This window comes from Actinoplanes sp. NPDC026670 (genome assembly GCF_040638175.1).
Taxonomy (GTDB): Bacteria; Actinomycetota; Actinomycetes; order Mycobacteriales; family Micromonosporaceae; genus Actinoplanes.
This window is the reverse complement of sequence record NZ_JBEZXU010000020.1, coordinates 46,923-61,032: the sequence shown is the minus strand read 5'-3', so window position 1 is coordinate 61,032 and position 14,110 is coordinate 46,923. Positions and strand designations below refer to the sequence as shown.

Sequence of the window (14,110 nt, the reverse complement as noted above, 5' to 3'; positions counted from 1 at the left end):
GGTGCTTCGACGTCAACCGGGCGGCTCATCGGATTCCGGCTCGGCCGGCGAGGCCGCGCAGCCGGCTGTCACGTCCGTATCGAGGCCGGGACAGCAGGGTCCGCAGTGCCTCGCGGGCGCCGTTCGACGCGCACACCTGTTGCGGCGCGATCATCTCGGCCCGGTAGAGGGCGGCCGCCGCCGCGTCGTCCTGGCCGCGACCCTGCAACAACGCCCGGGACAGGTCGATGAAATAGGTGGCCCGGCGCTGTGCCGACGCCAGCGCCTCCGGCCGGAACCCGGGCGGCGACAACCGCGCGGCCGGCCCCTCCCCGAGCGCCACCAGAATCGCCAGACGCCACATCCCGACGTTGGTCGGCCCGAAACTGAACCAGTCGTCCGGACGTTCCCCGACATACGCCGCAACCGCCGTCGCCTCATCGAGATGGGCCGCCGCCACCACACCCTGCCCGGCCCGAGCCGCGATCTCCGCCCGGAGCAGATGATGCATCCCGTAGATCCCGGCAGCCACCGGATCCACCCCCACATGCGGCCCGAGCTGCCCGATCCCCGCGTCGACGACCCGCTCCACCCCGGCGACGGCGCCGACCGCCCTGACTCGTGTGTAGTTGGCCAGCCCCAGATAGGCGGCCTCACCGAGCTCCTCCGCAGCCCGCATGGCCACCTCGCCGGGAGCGAGCGTCAGGTCCGGGTACCCGAGCTGCACACAGGTGGCAACGGTCGTGGAGCAGACCTCCACCACACTCCGAAGCCGAGCCCGCTCCGCCTCCTCACCACCGACCCGCCCGCTCGCCCTCTCGCTCACCCGCCCGGCCCTTCCACCCCCGCCCTGCTCGCTCACCGGCGCGGCCCCTTCGCCCCTGACTCGCCCGCTCTCCCGCTCGCTCACCGGCGCGGCCCCTTCGCCCCCGACCTGCCCGCTCGCCCCTTCGCTCACCCGCGCGGCGCTTCCGCTCCTGATGAGTGCCCGCGGCTGTGCCGTGGTCAAGGTGGCTGCCCACGCCTGTGTCCCGAGAATGGTCAGCGCGCCGGCCAGCGCCGGGACCAGCAGGTCATACCGGCAGGCGGCGTAGTAGCGGTCCAGGAGAGCGGTGTCGACGGCTCCGATCGGCGGCGGCTGATCACCTGCACCGATCATCGGGACGGTGAGCGCGACGATTCCGGCCCGCAACTCCGCGATCGCCGCCGAGCCGACCGGTGATCCGAGCGTCGCGTCCTCCGGTGAGCCGGTCAGCTCACCGACCGAGATCTGGAGCGCCTGCGCCAGCGCTTCCCGGGCGGCCCGCCGTTCGAGTGGAGCCGCTCCGCTCTCGATCTGCGCGACGTAGCCCTGACTGAACCCGGCGAGATCCGCCAGCACCCGCTGGCTGAGTCCACGGCGCAGCCGCCAGCGCCGCAGCCGCGCCCCCACGTGCTCCATGTCCTGATCACCCATGCCCAGCAAACCCGCCCGATCCACCCCGCCGACGGACACCATGTCCGTCGATTCCCGAGGCGAGGTTCCCGCCCCGAGCCGCCGAAGCCCTCCGACTCACCGGCTCGGAGCCGGTGGTTGCCGCAACGTCTCCGAACGGTGGCTCTCCAAGTGGGAGGTTGCCGCAACGTCTCCGAACTGTGGCTCTCCGAGCGGGAGGTTGCCGCAACGTCTTTTCACTGTGGCTCTCCGGGCGGGAGGTTGCCGCAACGTCTTGTAACAGTGGCTCTCCGAGTGTCGGGTGCCGTCAAACGGCCGAAGTACTCAGATGACGGCTTTCTCGGTGGGGACCGGGACTGACCGGCGGGGATGGTGGGCACGACTTCGCCGCTCGTGTCGCGAACGGCCGAAGGCTGCGGACGACGACCAGGTCGCACATTCGCCGATTGCGCGACCTCATCCTCGCCCCGGCGTAGGTGAGGCTCCACGATCCGGCGATTGTGGACGTTCATCGCTGCTGTGGGCCTGACCAGCGCACACGATCCCGCAATGTGTGCGCTCGTCTACGTCGGCGAACGGTTGGGGCACCCGGTGGGCGTGTCGCCGATGAGTGATCGGAGGGGCTTTCCTGACGGATTCCGGGATTCAGGGCGAGTCTGGGATGCTATGAGACGATCATTTTCTGCTCTTTTATGCGTGATTCTGCTGCTACCGGCGTCTCCCTGTTCGGCCTCGCCTTGGACCTCCGAACCGGTGCCGCCGGCGAGGTCAGCCTCAGGGGCGGCGCCCGCGCTTGCCGACTCAGGGACGGCGCCCGCGCCTGTCGGCCCGGGGGCGGCGCCCGCGCCTGCAGGTCTGGGGGCGGCGCCCGCGCTTGCCGGCTCGGGGGCGGCGCCCGCGCCTGCTGGCTTGGGGGTGGCGGCCGAGGTTTCTGGTGATGTGGCCCCGGGTGGGGGCGGGACGCTGGAGCCGGTGGCGGCGGCCTATGTGATCCGGCCCGGGGACACGCTCTCGTCGATTTCGAAGAGGTATCGGGTCCGGGTCCGGGAGCTTCGGGAGTGGAACGGGATCTCGCGCGGTGAGCCGCTCCAGGTGGACGGTCTGCTTCGCCTGACCGCGCCGGACAAGCCGCTTCCGGCGTGGAGCAGCCGGGTGGTGACGGTGACCGCCGCCGAGGCCAACGGCGATCCGGCCAAGAAGTGCCCGGTTCCGGCGACGGATCTGCGCAAGATCTGGGTTCGATTTCTGGGGTTCGACGGCCTGGCCCACGACGGGTACGTGATCATGCATCGCACGCTGGCGGGTTCGATTCAGCGGGCGTTCGGCCGGCTGTATGAATGGCGGTTCCCGATCATGGCGATGCCGCCGATGGTGGTCGAGGACAAGACGGTGCTGACGCTGGGGTACGAGTGCCGGTTCGTGGCCGGCACCACCAAGTGGTCGCAGCACTCGTACGGTCTCGCGATCGACATCAACCCGCGCCAGAATCCGATGATCCGTGGTGACTATCTGGATCCGCCGAACAGCCGGACCTGGCTGGCCCGGGACCGCTACTGGCCGGGGATGATGCACGAGGACGGGGCGGTGCCCGCGTTCACGGCCGAGGGTTTCTACTGGGGCGGCCGTTGGAAGACCCTCCTCGACTACATGCATTTCAGCACAAATGACCGGTGAGGATCCGTTCAAGATCCCGGATCAGGGGGTACGGGGAAAGCGACCGTATCCGCCGGAAAGAGGAGATCAGATGAGTGCCGTCGCCAACCCGGCCACCGTCGCCGAGTGCCTTCGTGTCGGGGCCGGGTTCTCGCAGGGTGACCGGAACTGGATCGTCGAGCAGTTCGGCACCCTGGACGCCCGGCTGGCCGCCTTCCACGCCGACGCCACCGAACTCGAGATCTCGGTGAAGGACCGGGAGTCCCGTGGCCAGAAGGTCACCCTGGAGTGCTGGGTCAACGGGGGTGACAAGGTCGTCACCACGTCATCGGAGGAGGACCTGCACGCCGCGATCATGGACGTCCGGGACGACCTGCGCCGGCGGCTCAACGACGCCAAGACCAAGCAGGAGCCGCGCCACAACCGTCACCTGCGCGAGGTTCCGCAGCCGGCCGACATCGAGCTCTGACCCCGGACGGAGGAATGGTGGGCGAACGCGCCGCCCCGAATCGGCCGTGCGCCCACCATTCTGTTTCCCGCGAAATAGTTGAGCGGGAAAACAAATGGCACCCCGTCGATATCGGCCGCGGTGCGCGAAGGCGAATATAAGCGCTGTGCACCCCGAGCGAACTCCTCGGTGAGCAAGGCCACCTGCTTCGACGTTTCTTTACTTTCGCGAAGTGGTAGGCGATTCGCGCCACGGGACGAATCGGGCGCAAACGGTAAAGAAAACAAAATTTGCGGTACGCGCCGGGCGTACCGCATGAGGTTGAAAAATGATCTGCCCCCGCTCTCGGAAAGGCGGGGGCAGACCCGGTGTCACGGAGAAACCGGCGGCGGGGAAACCGGAGGCGGAGATGTGGGCGCGGCAGAAGAAGGCGCGGGGGCGGACGCCGCGGGAGAGGCGGAAGCAGGGGAAGGCGCGGGCGAAGCGGGCGCAGGAGAAGCGGGCGCGGGTGAATCGGGCGCGGGTGAAGGCGTGGGTGGTTCGGTGAGCTGTTCCCGCAGATAGATCCAGATCACCGCGACCATCGCCGCCACCGGCACCGCCAGCAACGCGCCCACGATCCCGTAGAGGCTGCTGCCGAGCGTCACCGCGAGCAGCACCACCCCGGCATGCAGCCCGAGCCCTCGGCTCTGGACCATGGGCTGGAAGACGTTCCCCTCCAGCTGCTGCACCACGATGATGATGGCCAGCACGATCAGCGCGTCGGTCCACCCGTCGGTGACGAACGTGATGACGACCGCGACGAAACCGGCGAAGAGCGCGCCCACGATCGGGATGAACGCGGTCACGAAGGTGAGCACCGCCAGCGGAAGCGCCAGGTCGACCCCGAGAATCACCAGACCGATCCCGATGAGTACGGCGTCCAGCAGCCCGACCAGTGCCTGCGACCGGACGAACGACCCGAGCACGTCCCAGCACCGGGTCGCGACGGCGGGGAGGTCGCCGGCGAGCCGCCCGGGAAGCTGACGGCCGAGCCAGGGCAGGAACCGCGGCCCGTCCTTGAGGAAGAAGAACATCAGGAACAGCGCGAGGATCGCGTTGACCAGCCCGTTGAACACCGAACTGACCCCGCTGAGGGTGGCCGTCGCGATACTGCCGACGCTGGCCTGGAGTTTGTCGATCGCGGTGTCGAGGTAGCCGGTGATGTCCTCGTTGCTGATGTTCAGCGGCGGGCCGGCGGCCCACGTCTGCAGCTCCTTGATCCCGGCGGTGACCTGGGCGGCCAGTTCCGGGCCCTTGGCGGCGACCGGCGCCACGATGCCGATCAGCGTGCCGATCGCGACCACCAGGAAGAGCAGGGTGACCAGGCCGGCGGCGAGGGCCGGCGGCCAGCTGTGCCGGCGCAGGAACCGGACCGGCGGCCAGGTCAGCGTGGTGAGCAGCAACGCGATGACGACCGGCCAGATCACCGACCAGGCGCCGCCGAGCATCCGCCACGCCACCCAGCCGGCCAGCAGGACCAGCAGCAGTTGAAGCGACACGCTCGCCGAGGTGCGCAGCGCGGTCCGCGTCTTTCTCGAATTCAAGCCGGTGCCCATGTGATCACCCTAGGGAACCGGGTCACGGGCCGCGCGCCGGGCCGCGCGGCCCGGGAATGCGACCTACCGCACGAACTTGATCAGGTCGCCGGTCCGGAACTGGCCGGGGAGCGGAGCGATCGGGACGGTCGGCCGCCAGAACGGGTTGACGCTGAGGTAGCTGGTCCGGTCCAGGTCGAGCAGGCTCAGGATGACCTCGGCGACGATCCGGCCGCCGACCGGGCCGAGACGCTGGCCGGCGTACGTGAGCTCGGCCTCCTTGAGGACAGGGCGCGCAGCAGGTTCTCCGGCGGCTGGAGGGCGGGGGCGTTCTTGAACATGACGCCGAGGGTTCAATCCGTCGCGGGAGCCACCCGAGTCCGGCGGTGCCGGGCGACGTTGGGAACGGCGGTGGCCACCAGAATGAGGAGGGCGGTGCCGGTGGCGCACCACATGATCGCCTCGAGGGTGTGCGGGACGACGAACTCGGCGACCACGACGAGCAGCCCGGTCCCGGCCCACAGCGGCGCCGACGGCCACTTCGCGCCGGCCGCGACCTGGGCGTTGATCAGCACGAACACCAGGGCGTAGAGGGCCCCGGTGGCGGCGAACACCGGCGCGTACCGGCCCAGCGCCACGTAGTTCTCGCCGCCGGCGAACCGGAACGCCAGCCCGCCGGCCACCGCGGACGCCGTCACCAGGATCGTCCCGGAGGCGGTGACCAGGCCCAGCGCGACGATCAGGGCGCGCCGGCTGCCCTTCGCGAGGCGGGGCAGCAGCAGCACGGTGACCACCTGCGGCGCCCAGATCGCGCCCTTGGTGAGAACGGTGCCGACCGCGTACGCCCCCGACTCGTGACCCGGCAGCAGGTGCCGGGCCAGCAGGAAGTCGGCGTAGGAGACGACCAGCATGGCGAGGGTGGCCGAGCAGGCGGTGAAGACCTGCCGGGCGGTGATGGTCATCCCGGCCCGGACCCCGCGGACGGCGCGGGCCAGCACCGGCAGCACCGCCGGGATGAGCAGGGCGGTGGCCGTGCCGATCAGCATCGACCCGGTCAGCCCGGCGTCCAGCAGCAGCCCGGCGCTGAGCCCGCCGTACCGGCCGGCGGCCAGCACCGACATGCCCAGCGCGAGGCGCAGGAACCGTTCGTCGCCCTGCAACTCGCCGAGCCAGCGCCCGGCCAGCACGATCGCCCCGGTGTAGACGGCCAGCAGCAGGATCACCGTGGCCGGCACGTCGAGCAGCGCGTCGGCCACCGGCGCGAGCATCGCGACCAGGGCGGCGCACGCGGCCGCGGTGAGCCAGCCGGCCCGCCGCGCCGTGGCGCCGGGCTGCCTGGCCCGGTGCACGGCGACGGCGATCTGGAGGCCCATGCTGGGCACGGCCACGATGCCGGCGATGGCCAGCACGGTGGCCAGGGCGCCGAGATCGGAGGGCCCGAGAGTACGGGCTCCGAGCACCGGCACCAGGTAACCGAAGGCGCTGGTCACCGCGCTGGCGACGGCGACCGCGGCGGCGCCGATCCCGAGGCGCGAGGTGGCTACAGCCGTCCCTCTTCCACCGCCTGCGTGATCCACGGGATCACCTCGTCCAGCATCGTGTCGAGGCTGGTCTCGGCGGTGAAGCCGAGCACCTCACGGGCCTTGGTCACGTCCGGCACGCGCATGGCGACGTCGTGCGCGAACGGTTCGTCACTGACCACCCGGAACGGCACGTCCGGGCCCTTGATCTTGCGCCAGATCACCTCGGCCAGCTGGAGCACCGTGGTGGACTCGGCGGTCGACAGGTTGAAGTCGTCGTTCAGGGCGGCGTCGTGCTCGATCGCGGTCGCGATGCCCCGCGCGAGATCCCCGCCGTACGTGTAGTGGCGCACCTGGTCGCCGGAGCCCAGCACGTGCAGCGGGTCCTGGCCCTTGAGCACCTTCTGCACCAGGTCCGGGACGACGTGCGACATGGCGAGCTTGACGTTGCCGGACATCACCTCGGCCGAACCGAGCGCCCGGCCCTCGCCGATGCCGACGCAGTTGAACGGCCGCACGATGGTGTACGGCAGCTTGTACTGGTCCCAGGCGGCGCGCGCGTAGTACTCCACGGCCAGCTTCTGGAAGCCGTACGACGAGATCGGCGGCGGCACCTCGAGCTGGTCGCCCTCCTTGCTGGGCCACCTGTCGGTCGACTCGAACACCATCGACGACGAGACGTAGGTGACCTTCTTCAGCGTCCCGTCCCGGTGCGCCGCGATCGCCGCGTCACACGACGACCCCATGATCCGCTCGTTGGTGGCGAGCAGGTCGTACGCGTACGCGTGGAAGTAGGAGATGCCACCGATCATCGCGGCGCCGGCGACGAAGTGGTCGCAGCCCGCCAGCAGCTTGGTGACCAGCTCGGTGTCCCGGGCGTCGCCCTCGGTGAACGAGTAGTTCGGGTGGTCGTCGTAGCTGTGCGACACCGGCCCGTACTTGGAGAAGTTGTCCAGGCCGACGACCTCGTGCCCGCGACCCAGCAGTTCCTCGACCAGATATCCGCCGATGAAACCGGCCGAGCCGGTGACCAGCACCTTCATGCGGGCGTGTCCTCCCTGTGTCGCCCACCGACAACCGGTGCCGGTGCGGGCCGTTTCTCCGCCCAGCGGGCGGCCATCTGAGCGTCCGACATCCGCCGGCCGAACGCGAAAAAGTACCAGCGCAGGTAACTCGGCATGAACCGGCCCACGTCGAAGTGTGACTCGCCGAGCTGCCGGTCGAGCCAGATCGTCGGGATCTCGGCCACCGGGCGGCGCAGCCGGGTCGCTTTCGCGGTCAGCTCGATGCCGATCTCGAAACCGGTGTCCGACTCGATGCCCACCTCACGGACGAACTCGGTGTCGTACGCCTTGAAGCTGTTCGTGGCGTCGCGGGTGCCGACCCGGGCGAACGTCTTGAGCGTCTTGCCCGCCCACCGCGACGCGATCCGCTTGAACCGGGGCCCGCCGACCTGCTGCCCGCCGGGCATGTAGCGGGACGCCGCCGCGACCACCACGCCCCGGTCGACGAGCCGGGCCAGCTCGTCGATCTGCTGCGGGTCGTCGCAGCCGTCGGCCATCGTCACGACCGCCACCGGGGCGCGCGCCGCGTCGATGCCGAACCGGATCGCGTTGGCCGGCCCGCGCCCGTAGGTGTTGAGCACCGCCCGCACCCGCGGATCGGTGCGCGCCAGCTCGTTCACGAACGGCACCGTGGTGTCCTCGGGCATGTCGTGCACGACCAGTATCTCGGCCGGCAGCAGCACCTCCCGCAGGATCCGCTCCAGGTGGCGGACCACCTCCGGTCCCTCGTTGTAGACCGGGATGACGACGGAGACCCGTGGCGTCATACCAGCACCCCCTGTCCGGTGAGGCCCCACATGTCGATGACCGGTTTCTCGGTGTCCAGCGTCCGGTAGTCCGGGTGCGGCGACGCGATGACCAGCAGGTCGGCGCGTTTGAGCACGTCATCGAGCGGCAGGAACCGGTCGTCCCGGACATACGGATCGGTGCAGAGCGTTTCCCGCGCCTTCAAGGTCAAGATCTTGCGCAGCTTGTACGCGAGACTGTCGCGTGAGTCGTCGGAGCCACCCTTGAACGCCATCCCGAGGATGCCCACGCTCAGTTCGCCCAGGTCGAACCGGTCCTCCAGCCGCGACACCAGGTAGAGCGGCAGGCCCTCGTTGATCAGCATCGCGGAGTGGCCGAGCACGAAGTTGTTCCGGTTGAACGCGGCCAGCTGCATGGTGTCCTTGAGCAGGCACGGCCCGGCCGCGAACCCGGGCATCGGCAGGTCGGCGGCACGCGGGTAGTCGTAGGAGACGGCGTGCCGGATCCGCGCGAAGTCGAGGCCGAAGTCGTTGGCCATCATCCAGAACTGGTTGGCCGCGGCGAACTTCAGATAACGCCAGGTGTTGGTGAACAGCTTCGCCAGCTCGGCCTCCTCGGGCTCGAGCGTGACGATCGAGTCGGTCAGGTGCCGGAACAGCTTCTCGGCCCGGTCGAGCGCCTGCGGGGTACGCGCGGCGACGATCTGCGGCAGCGTGAACAGCTCGGTCATCGCCTTGCCTTCGGCGATCCGTTCCGGGCAGAACGCCACGTCCACATGCAGGCCACGGCTGTTCAGCAGCTTCTCGGTCAGCGCCGTGACACCCGGGTAGACGGTGCTGCGCAGCACGATCAGCTGGCCGTCGTGCAGGTACTCGACGCAGCGCTCGATCGCCCGCGGCACCGCGCCCAGATCCGGGTTGAGGTGCTCGTCGACCGGGGTGCCGACCACCACGACCAGCGCCTCGGCCCGCCCGACGCTCTCCGGGGCGGTGCTGGCCCGCAGCCGGCCGGCGGCGAGCGCCTCGGCCAGCGGGGCGGCCGCGCCCTCCTCGTCGAACGGCATGACACCCGAGTTGACCCGGTCCACCGCGGCCGCGTCGATGTCGTACAGCAGCACGGACAAGCCGCGTGAGGCGAGGGCGATGCCCAGCGGCAGGCCCACCCGGCCACATCCTCCGACCACGCAGACGTCCACGCCGGGAACGTCCAGGGAATCGGTCATCTCGCCTCGCAATCGCCTCGGTGCCACCGATCTGTGTCGGCTCTGTATCGGCTTGGTGTCGGCTCGTGCAGGTTACTGGTGAGTCAATCTCGGGTCTAGTGGCTACTTTGAACGCTGATTCAGCGGGTCGGACCAGGCCGGTTCGACCTGTTGATCGGCCCCGACCTGTCCAAAGGAGGGAGCCTGTGGCAACCTGCTGACGTGTCCTTGGCTCCGCAACCCGAGCGCAGTTCACCGCCTTCACTACCGAGCGGTAACCCGATTCCCGGGATCACTCTGTCCGTGACCGCCGTCGCCGCCGTGCTGATCACGATCAGCGTGGCCGCGCGAGCGATGATCGCGCACCGGGGATACCTGACATACGACGACTTCCCGCTCGTCTCGATGGCGGAGAAGAACGGGCTGAGCCCCGACTACCTCTTCGGTCTCTTCAACAACCACCTGATGCCGGCCGGTCAGTTGGTCACCTGGATGACGAACCAGGTCGGCGGGTTCAGCTACACGCCGTACCTGACCCTGCTGGTGGCCGCACAGTTCGCGGTGAGCATCGCGCTCTACCGGCTGCTGCACCTGATGCTGGAGCCCGGCTGGGCGGTGCTGGTGCCGCTGTCGATCTTCCTCTTCAGCCCGCTGACGCTGGAGGCCACCTCGTGGTGGGCGGTCGGGATCAACATGCTGCCGATGCAGCTGGCGATGATCCTGGCCGTCGGCGCACAGGTGAAATACATCCGGACCCGCCGGCCGAAACACCTGGTCACGCTGGGCCTGTCGATCGTGCTCGGGCTGGTCTTCTTCGAGAAGGCGCTGCTCGCGGTCGCCCTGGTCTTCCTGACCACGCTCTGCCTCTACACCCGGGGCGGGCCGTTCCGGTCGCTGTGGACCACGATCCGCCGCTGGTGGCCGTCCTGGGCGGTGCTGACCAACATCTCGGTGCTGTTCCTCCTCTTCTACCTGCTCCGGTCGACCTCCTCGCTGCGCCGGCCCTCCTCGGTGCAGGAGGTGATCACGTTCGTCACCCAGATGTTCGGCAACACGCTCTTCCCGGGCATGGTGGGCGGGCCGTGGCAGTGGATGGCGGCCGGCGACGGCGCCCCGGTCACCGCGCCGGTGGAGAGCATCCGCTGGGCCGCGACCGCGGTGGTGGTGCTGCTCATGGTGTTCACCGTGTGGCTGCGCGGCGCCGAGGCGGGGCGGGCGTGGCTGCTGATGTTCCTGTACACGGCGCTGGTGGCGGGCCTGCTCGGGGCCACCCGGCTCGGCTCGATCTACAGCGGGGTGGCCGGCGCGGTGCCCCGCTACATCGCCGACGTGATGGTGGTGGTGGCGATTGCGGCCGGCGCCGCGTTCTGCGGGGTGCGGCGCGAGGGGATCGAGGAGGCGGCCGCTCCGGCCCGGCCACGGGCCCGGTTGCTCACCGGCCCGCGGGCGCTGCCGGTGCTCGCCGTCGTGGTCGTGCTGCTGGGGGCCAGCGCCGGCCTGACGTCGATCCGGTTCGGCGACGAGTGGGCGATCAAGAAGGGCCGCGACTACCTGCTCACCGCGAAAGCGGAGCTGGCCGCCGCGCCGGCCGGCACCGTCTTCATGGACGGGACGGTCCCCGAGGACGTGGTGGGGCGGCTGTCCGCGCCGTACAACAAGCAGTCGGAGTTCTTCTCGCCGCTCGGCAAGGACGGCCCGATCTTCGTGATCCAGTCCCGTCAGCTGTCCGCCTTCGACGAGAGCGGGCACATCCGCCGGGCCTGGGTGAACGGGGTCTCCGCGCAACCCGGGCCGGTGCAGGGCTGCGGTTACCGGCTCACCGGGCCGCCGGTCACCATCCCGCTGAAGTCGAGCGTCTTCGACTACTGGTGGGTGGTCCGGATCGCCTACCTGAGCGACAAGAACGCCTCGGCGACGCTGCGGATCGGTTCCGGCGAGCTCATCCCGTTCGACGTGCACCAGGGCCTGAACGAGGTGTTCGCGCTGGCCTCCGGCGGCGGGAACACGATCGAGGTCGACCTGCTCGGCGACGGGGCCGGGGTGTGCACCGACGAGATCACCGTGGGCCAGGTCGTACCGGCCCCGGCGGGGTAGTGCGCGCGGGGCCGGTCCTCCACACGATCGCGGGCGCCGTCACGGCGGTCGTGCTCGCGCCGCTCGCTCTGCCCGGGTACGTGCTGCGCTACGACATGACGTTCGTGCCACGGCAGCCGATGACCTGGGAGATGGTGGCCCCGGCGGACGCGCTGCCGCGGGCCGTGCCCCTGGACGCCGTGGTGTCGGCCGCGAACGTGGTCGTGCCGGGCTGGCTGCTCCAGCGGATCGCGCTGGTGGCGATCGTCTACCTGGCGGCGCTCGGCGCGGCCCGGCTGCTGCCGACCGGACGGCTGCTGCCCCGGGTGGTGGCGGCGCTGGCCTTCGCGTGGACCCCGTTCCTGGCCGAGCGCCTCCTGCTCGGCCAGTGGGCGCTGCTTCTCGCGTACGCCTGCCTGCCCTGGCTGATCATCGCGGCGCGGGACGTGCGGGACGGCCGCAAGGGTGGCCTGCCCCGCCTGATCGTCGCGGCCGGGCCGGCCGCGCTGACTCCGACCGGCGGCCTGATCGCGCTGGTGACCGTGGCCGTGCTGCTGCCGCTGCGCCGGCGGGTGACCGCCGCCGCGCTGGCCGCGGTGACCGCCCTGAACGCGCCCTGGCTGGTGGCCGCGCTGACCAGCCCGGCCGGGGGAGCGTCCGACCCGGAGGGGGTGGCCCAGTTCGCGGCCCGCGCCGAGAACTGGGCGGGCACCCTCGTGGCCCTGCTCGGGACCGGCGGCATCTGGAACGCGCAGACCGTCCCGGCCAGCCGCGAGTCGGTGCTGGCCCCGCTGGTGACCCTGGTGCTGCTGGCGGTCGCGCTACCGGGCCTGCGGGAGCTGCGCCGCCGCCTGCCGGACGTCGCGGACCGGCTGTTCGTGCTGGCCGCCGGCGGGTTCGTGCTGGCGCTGGCCGGGATCACGCCGGCCGCCGGGCTGCTGGAGTGGGCGGTCGTGCACGTGCCGGGCGGCGGGCTGCTGCGCGACGGGCAGAAGTTCCTCATCCCGTACACCCTGGTCCTGGCCCTTGGGTTTGCTCTCGGCGCCGAGCTGATCGCCGCACGTCTCGCCCGCCGGTGGGATCCGGCCTCCGGCCGGGCCCTGCTCGCCGCGGCCGCGCTGCTGCCCGTCATGCTGCTGCCGGACCTCGCGTTCGGTGCGATGGGACAGCTCAAGCCGGTGCGGTATCCGGCCGATTGGGAGGCGGTGGCCAGACTGGTGTCGGCGGGTCCGGGCGAGGTGCTGTCCCTGCCGTTCGAGGGCTATCAGCGGTACGGCTGGGCCGGCGGCGTGGTGATCAGGGATCCGGCGCCCCGTTTCCTGGACGTGCCGGTGCTGATGAACGACGCCCTGCGGGTCGGTCCGGTGACCGTCGACGGCGAGAGCCCACGGGCCGGGGCGGTCGGCGCGCTGCTCGCCTCCGGCCGTCCCGCCAGCGCCGCCGGAACCCGCTGGGTGCTGGTGGCCGAGGGTGGCCAGAAGCTGGACAATTCCGTACTTTCGGGTCTGCGCCTGGTTTACGACGGTCGCTATCTTCAACTGTGGGAGAACCCGTCGGCGCCCGCAGTCCTCAAGGTGGCCGATTCCGGTCGCCGTGCTGCGGCCCTGGTCGCGCACCTGCTGGCGGCTTCGGTCGTGATCAGCGGGATTCTCTCCCTACTGCTACTGGGCAGTAGATCGTGGTACCGTCCGCGCACCTACCGAACCGGGGAGGAAAGATCATGGCCAAACTGGCCACGTTCATTGTTGCGACGTTCGCCGGGGGCATCCTCGGGGTCGTCGGAGTGTTCGCGGCGGCCAGCGCCCTGAACCCCTCCGCCGACCACGTCGCCAGCGTGAGCAAAGTCGACCCGCAGCAGGGTGCGGCGGCCTACGGCTCTCGCTGAGTAACAGAAAACAGCCGGTCAGCGCGTTGCGCTGGCCGGCTGTTTCCATTTCCGTCGTTCGAGCCGTCGAGCCGTCGAGCCGTCGAGCCGTCGAGCCGTCGAGCCGTCGAGCCGTCGAGCCGTCGAGCCGTCGAGCCGTCGAGCCGTCGAGCCGATCTTGCACGATTGTCCCCGCTTTGGGCGATCTTGCACGGTTTTTCACGTGGGGGCATGTATTTCCGTGCAAGAACCACTTTGCGGTGCGGACCTTGCACGCTTTTCCGCGCTGGGGGCGGTATTCGCGTGCAAGATCGGCTCTGGGGTGGACTTTCGTGCAAGATCCGCGCGGGTCCGAGTGGTCGGCGAGTGGAAGGCGCCCCGTGGCTGAGGGACTGCTGCTGCGGCGGGGCACCTAGGGTGGTGACCACCGCATTCAGCCCGGCGGGCGCGTTTCGGCCTGGAGCCGAACGGGGCTTGCGTGGGCAGCCACGGTTCTGGAGTAGCCGTACCAAAGCGGGTTTGTGAAAGACGCGGTCCTGCGGCTCGCTG

Annotated in this window: 11 protein-coding genes; 4 read left to right on the top strand and 7 right to left on the bottom strand. The window is 70.2% G+C overall.

Translation table 11 applies throughout. The features are described 5' to 3' along the window. Window positions 1-25: 25 nt before the first annotated feature. Complete coding sequence (locus AB0E94_RS21050; RefSeq protein WP_360328543.1) at window positions 26-1,435, bottom strand: helix-turn-helix transcriptional regulator; 1,410 nt, start codon at window positions 1,433-1,435, stop codon at window positions 26-28. A 918-nt stretch (window positions 1,436-2,353) separates the two neighbouring features. On the opposite strand from AB0E94_RS21050, the gene AB0E94_RS21045 reads away from it, so the two are divergent. Together AB0E94_RS21045 and AB0E94_RS21040 are read left to right on the top strand one after the other, a co-directional pair. Beyond that, window positions 2,354-3,088 carry a M15 family metallopeptidase gene (locus AB0E94_RS21045; protein ID WP_360328541.1) on the top strand — a complete coding sequence of 245 codons (735 nt, stop codon included), beginning with the start codon at window positions 2,354-2,356 and terminating at the stop codon, window positions 3,086-3,088. Between the two features lie 70 nt (window positions 3,089-3,158). Next, window positions 3,159-3,536: an HPF/RaiA family ribosome-associated protein gene (locus tag AB0E94_RS21040; RefSeq protein ID WP_360328539.1), complete on the top strand. Its 378-nt coding sequence runs from the start codon at window positions 3,159-3,161 to the stop codon at window positions 3,534-3,536. Window positions 3,537-3,886: 350 nt separating this feature from the next. Here AB0E94_RS21040 and AB0E94_RS21035 read toward each other — a convergent pair whose 3' ends face one another. From AB0E94_RS21035 to AB0E94_RS21010, 6 genes are all read right to left on the bottom strand, one after another. Then, complete coding sequence (locus tag AB0E94_RS21035; RefSeq protein ID WP_360328535.1) at window positions 3,887-5,113, bottom strand: AI-2E family transporter; 1,227 nt, start codon at window positions 5,111-5,113, stop codon at window positions 3,887-3,889. Window positions 5,114-5,176: 63 nt separating this feature from the next. Then, complete coding sequence (locus tag AB0E94_RS21030; protein WP_360328533.1) at window positions 5,177-5,449, bottom strand: hypothetical protein; 273 nt, start codon at window positions 5,447-5,449, stop codon at window positions 5,177-5,179. Next, window positions 5,446-6,669: a polysaccharide biosynthesis protein gene (locus AB0E94_RS21025; protein ID WP_360328531.1), complete on the bottom strand. Its 1,224-nt coding sequence runs from the start codon at window positions 6,667-6,669 to the stop codon at window positions 5,446-5,448. Before AB0E94_RS21025 ends, AB0E94_RS21030 begins: the two co-directional genes overlap by 4 nt. Next, on the bottom strand, window positions 6,633-7,655 hold the full coding sequence (locus tag AB0E94_RS21020; protein WP_360328530.1) for an NAD(P)-dependent oxidoreductase: 1,023 nt from the start codon (window positions 7,653-7,655) through the stop codon (window positions 6,633-6,635). The genes AB0E94_RS21025 and AB0E94_RS21020 overlap by 37 nt, the downstream gene beginning before the upstream one ends. Then, the gene (locus AB0E94_RS21015) at window positions 7,652-8,443 is read right to left on the bottom strand and encodes a glycosyltransferase family 2 protein (protein WP_360328528.1); all 792 of its coding nucleotides are present in this window, start codon (window positions 8,441-8,443) and stop codon (window positions 7,652-7,654) included. The genes AB0E94_RS21020 and AB0E94_RS21015 overlap by 4 nt, the downstream gene beginning before the upstream one ends. Next, window positions 8,440-9,645, bottom strand: a complete 1,206-nt coding sequence (locus tag AB0E94_RS21010) for a nucleotide sugar dehydrogenase (protein WP_360328526.1) — start codon at window positions 9,643-9,645, stop codon at window positions 8,440-8,442. Before AB0E94_RS21010 ends, AB0E94_RS21015 begins: the two co-directional genes overlap by 4 nt. A gap of 282 nt (window positions 9,646-9,927) precedes the next feature. Between AB0E94_RS21010 and AB0E94_RS21005 the strand changes: the two genes are divergently transcribed. Then, a complete protein-coding gene (locus tag AB0E94_RS21005; protein WP_360328524.1) occupies window positions 9,928-11,718 on the top strand; it encodes a hypothetical protein in 1,791 nt (596 codons plus the stop codon). After that, on the top strand, window positions 11,718-13,505 hold the full coding sequence (locus AB0E94_RS21000; protein WP_360328522.1) for a hypothetical protein: 1,788 nt from the start codon (window positions 11,718-11,720) through the stop codon (window positions 13,503-13,505). Before AB0E94_RS21005 ends, AB0E94_RS21000 begins: the two co-directional genes overlap by 1 nt. Window positions 13,506-14,110: the final 605 nt, after the last annotated feature.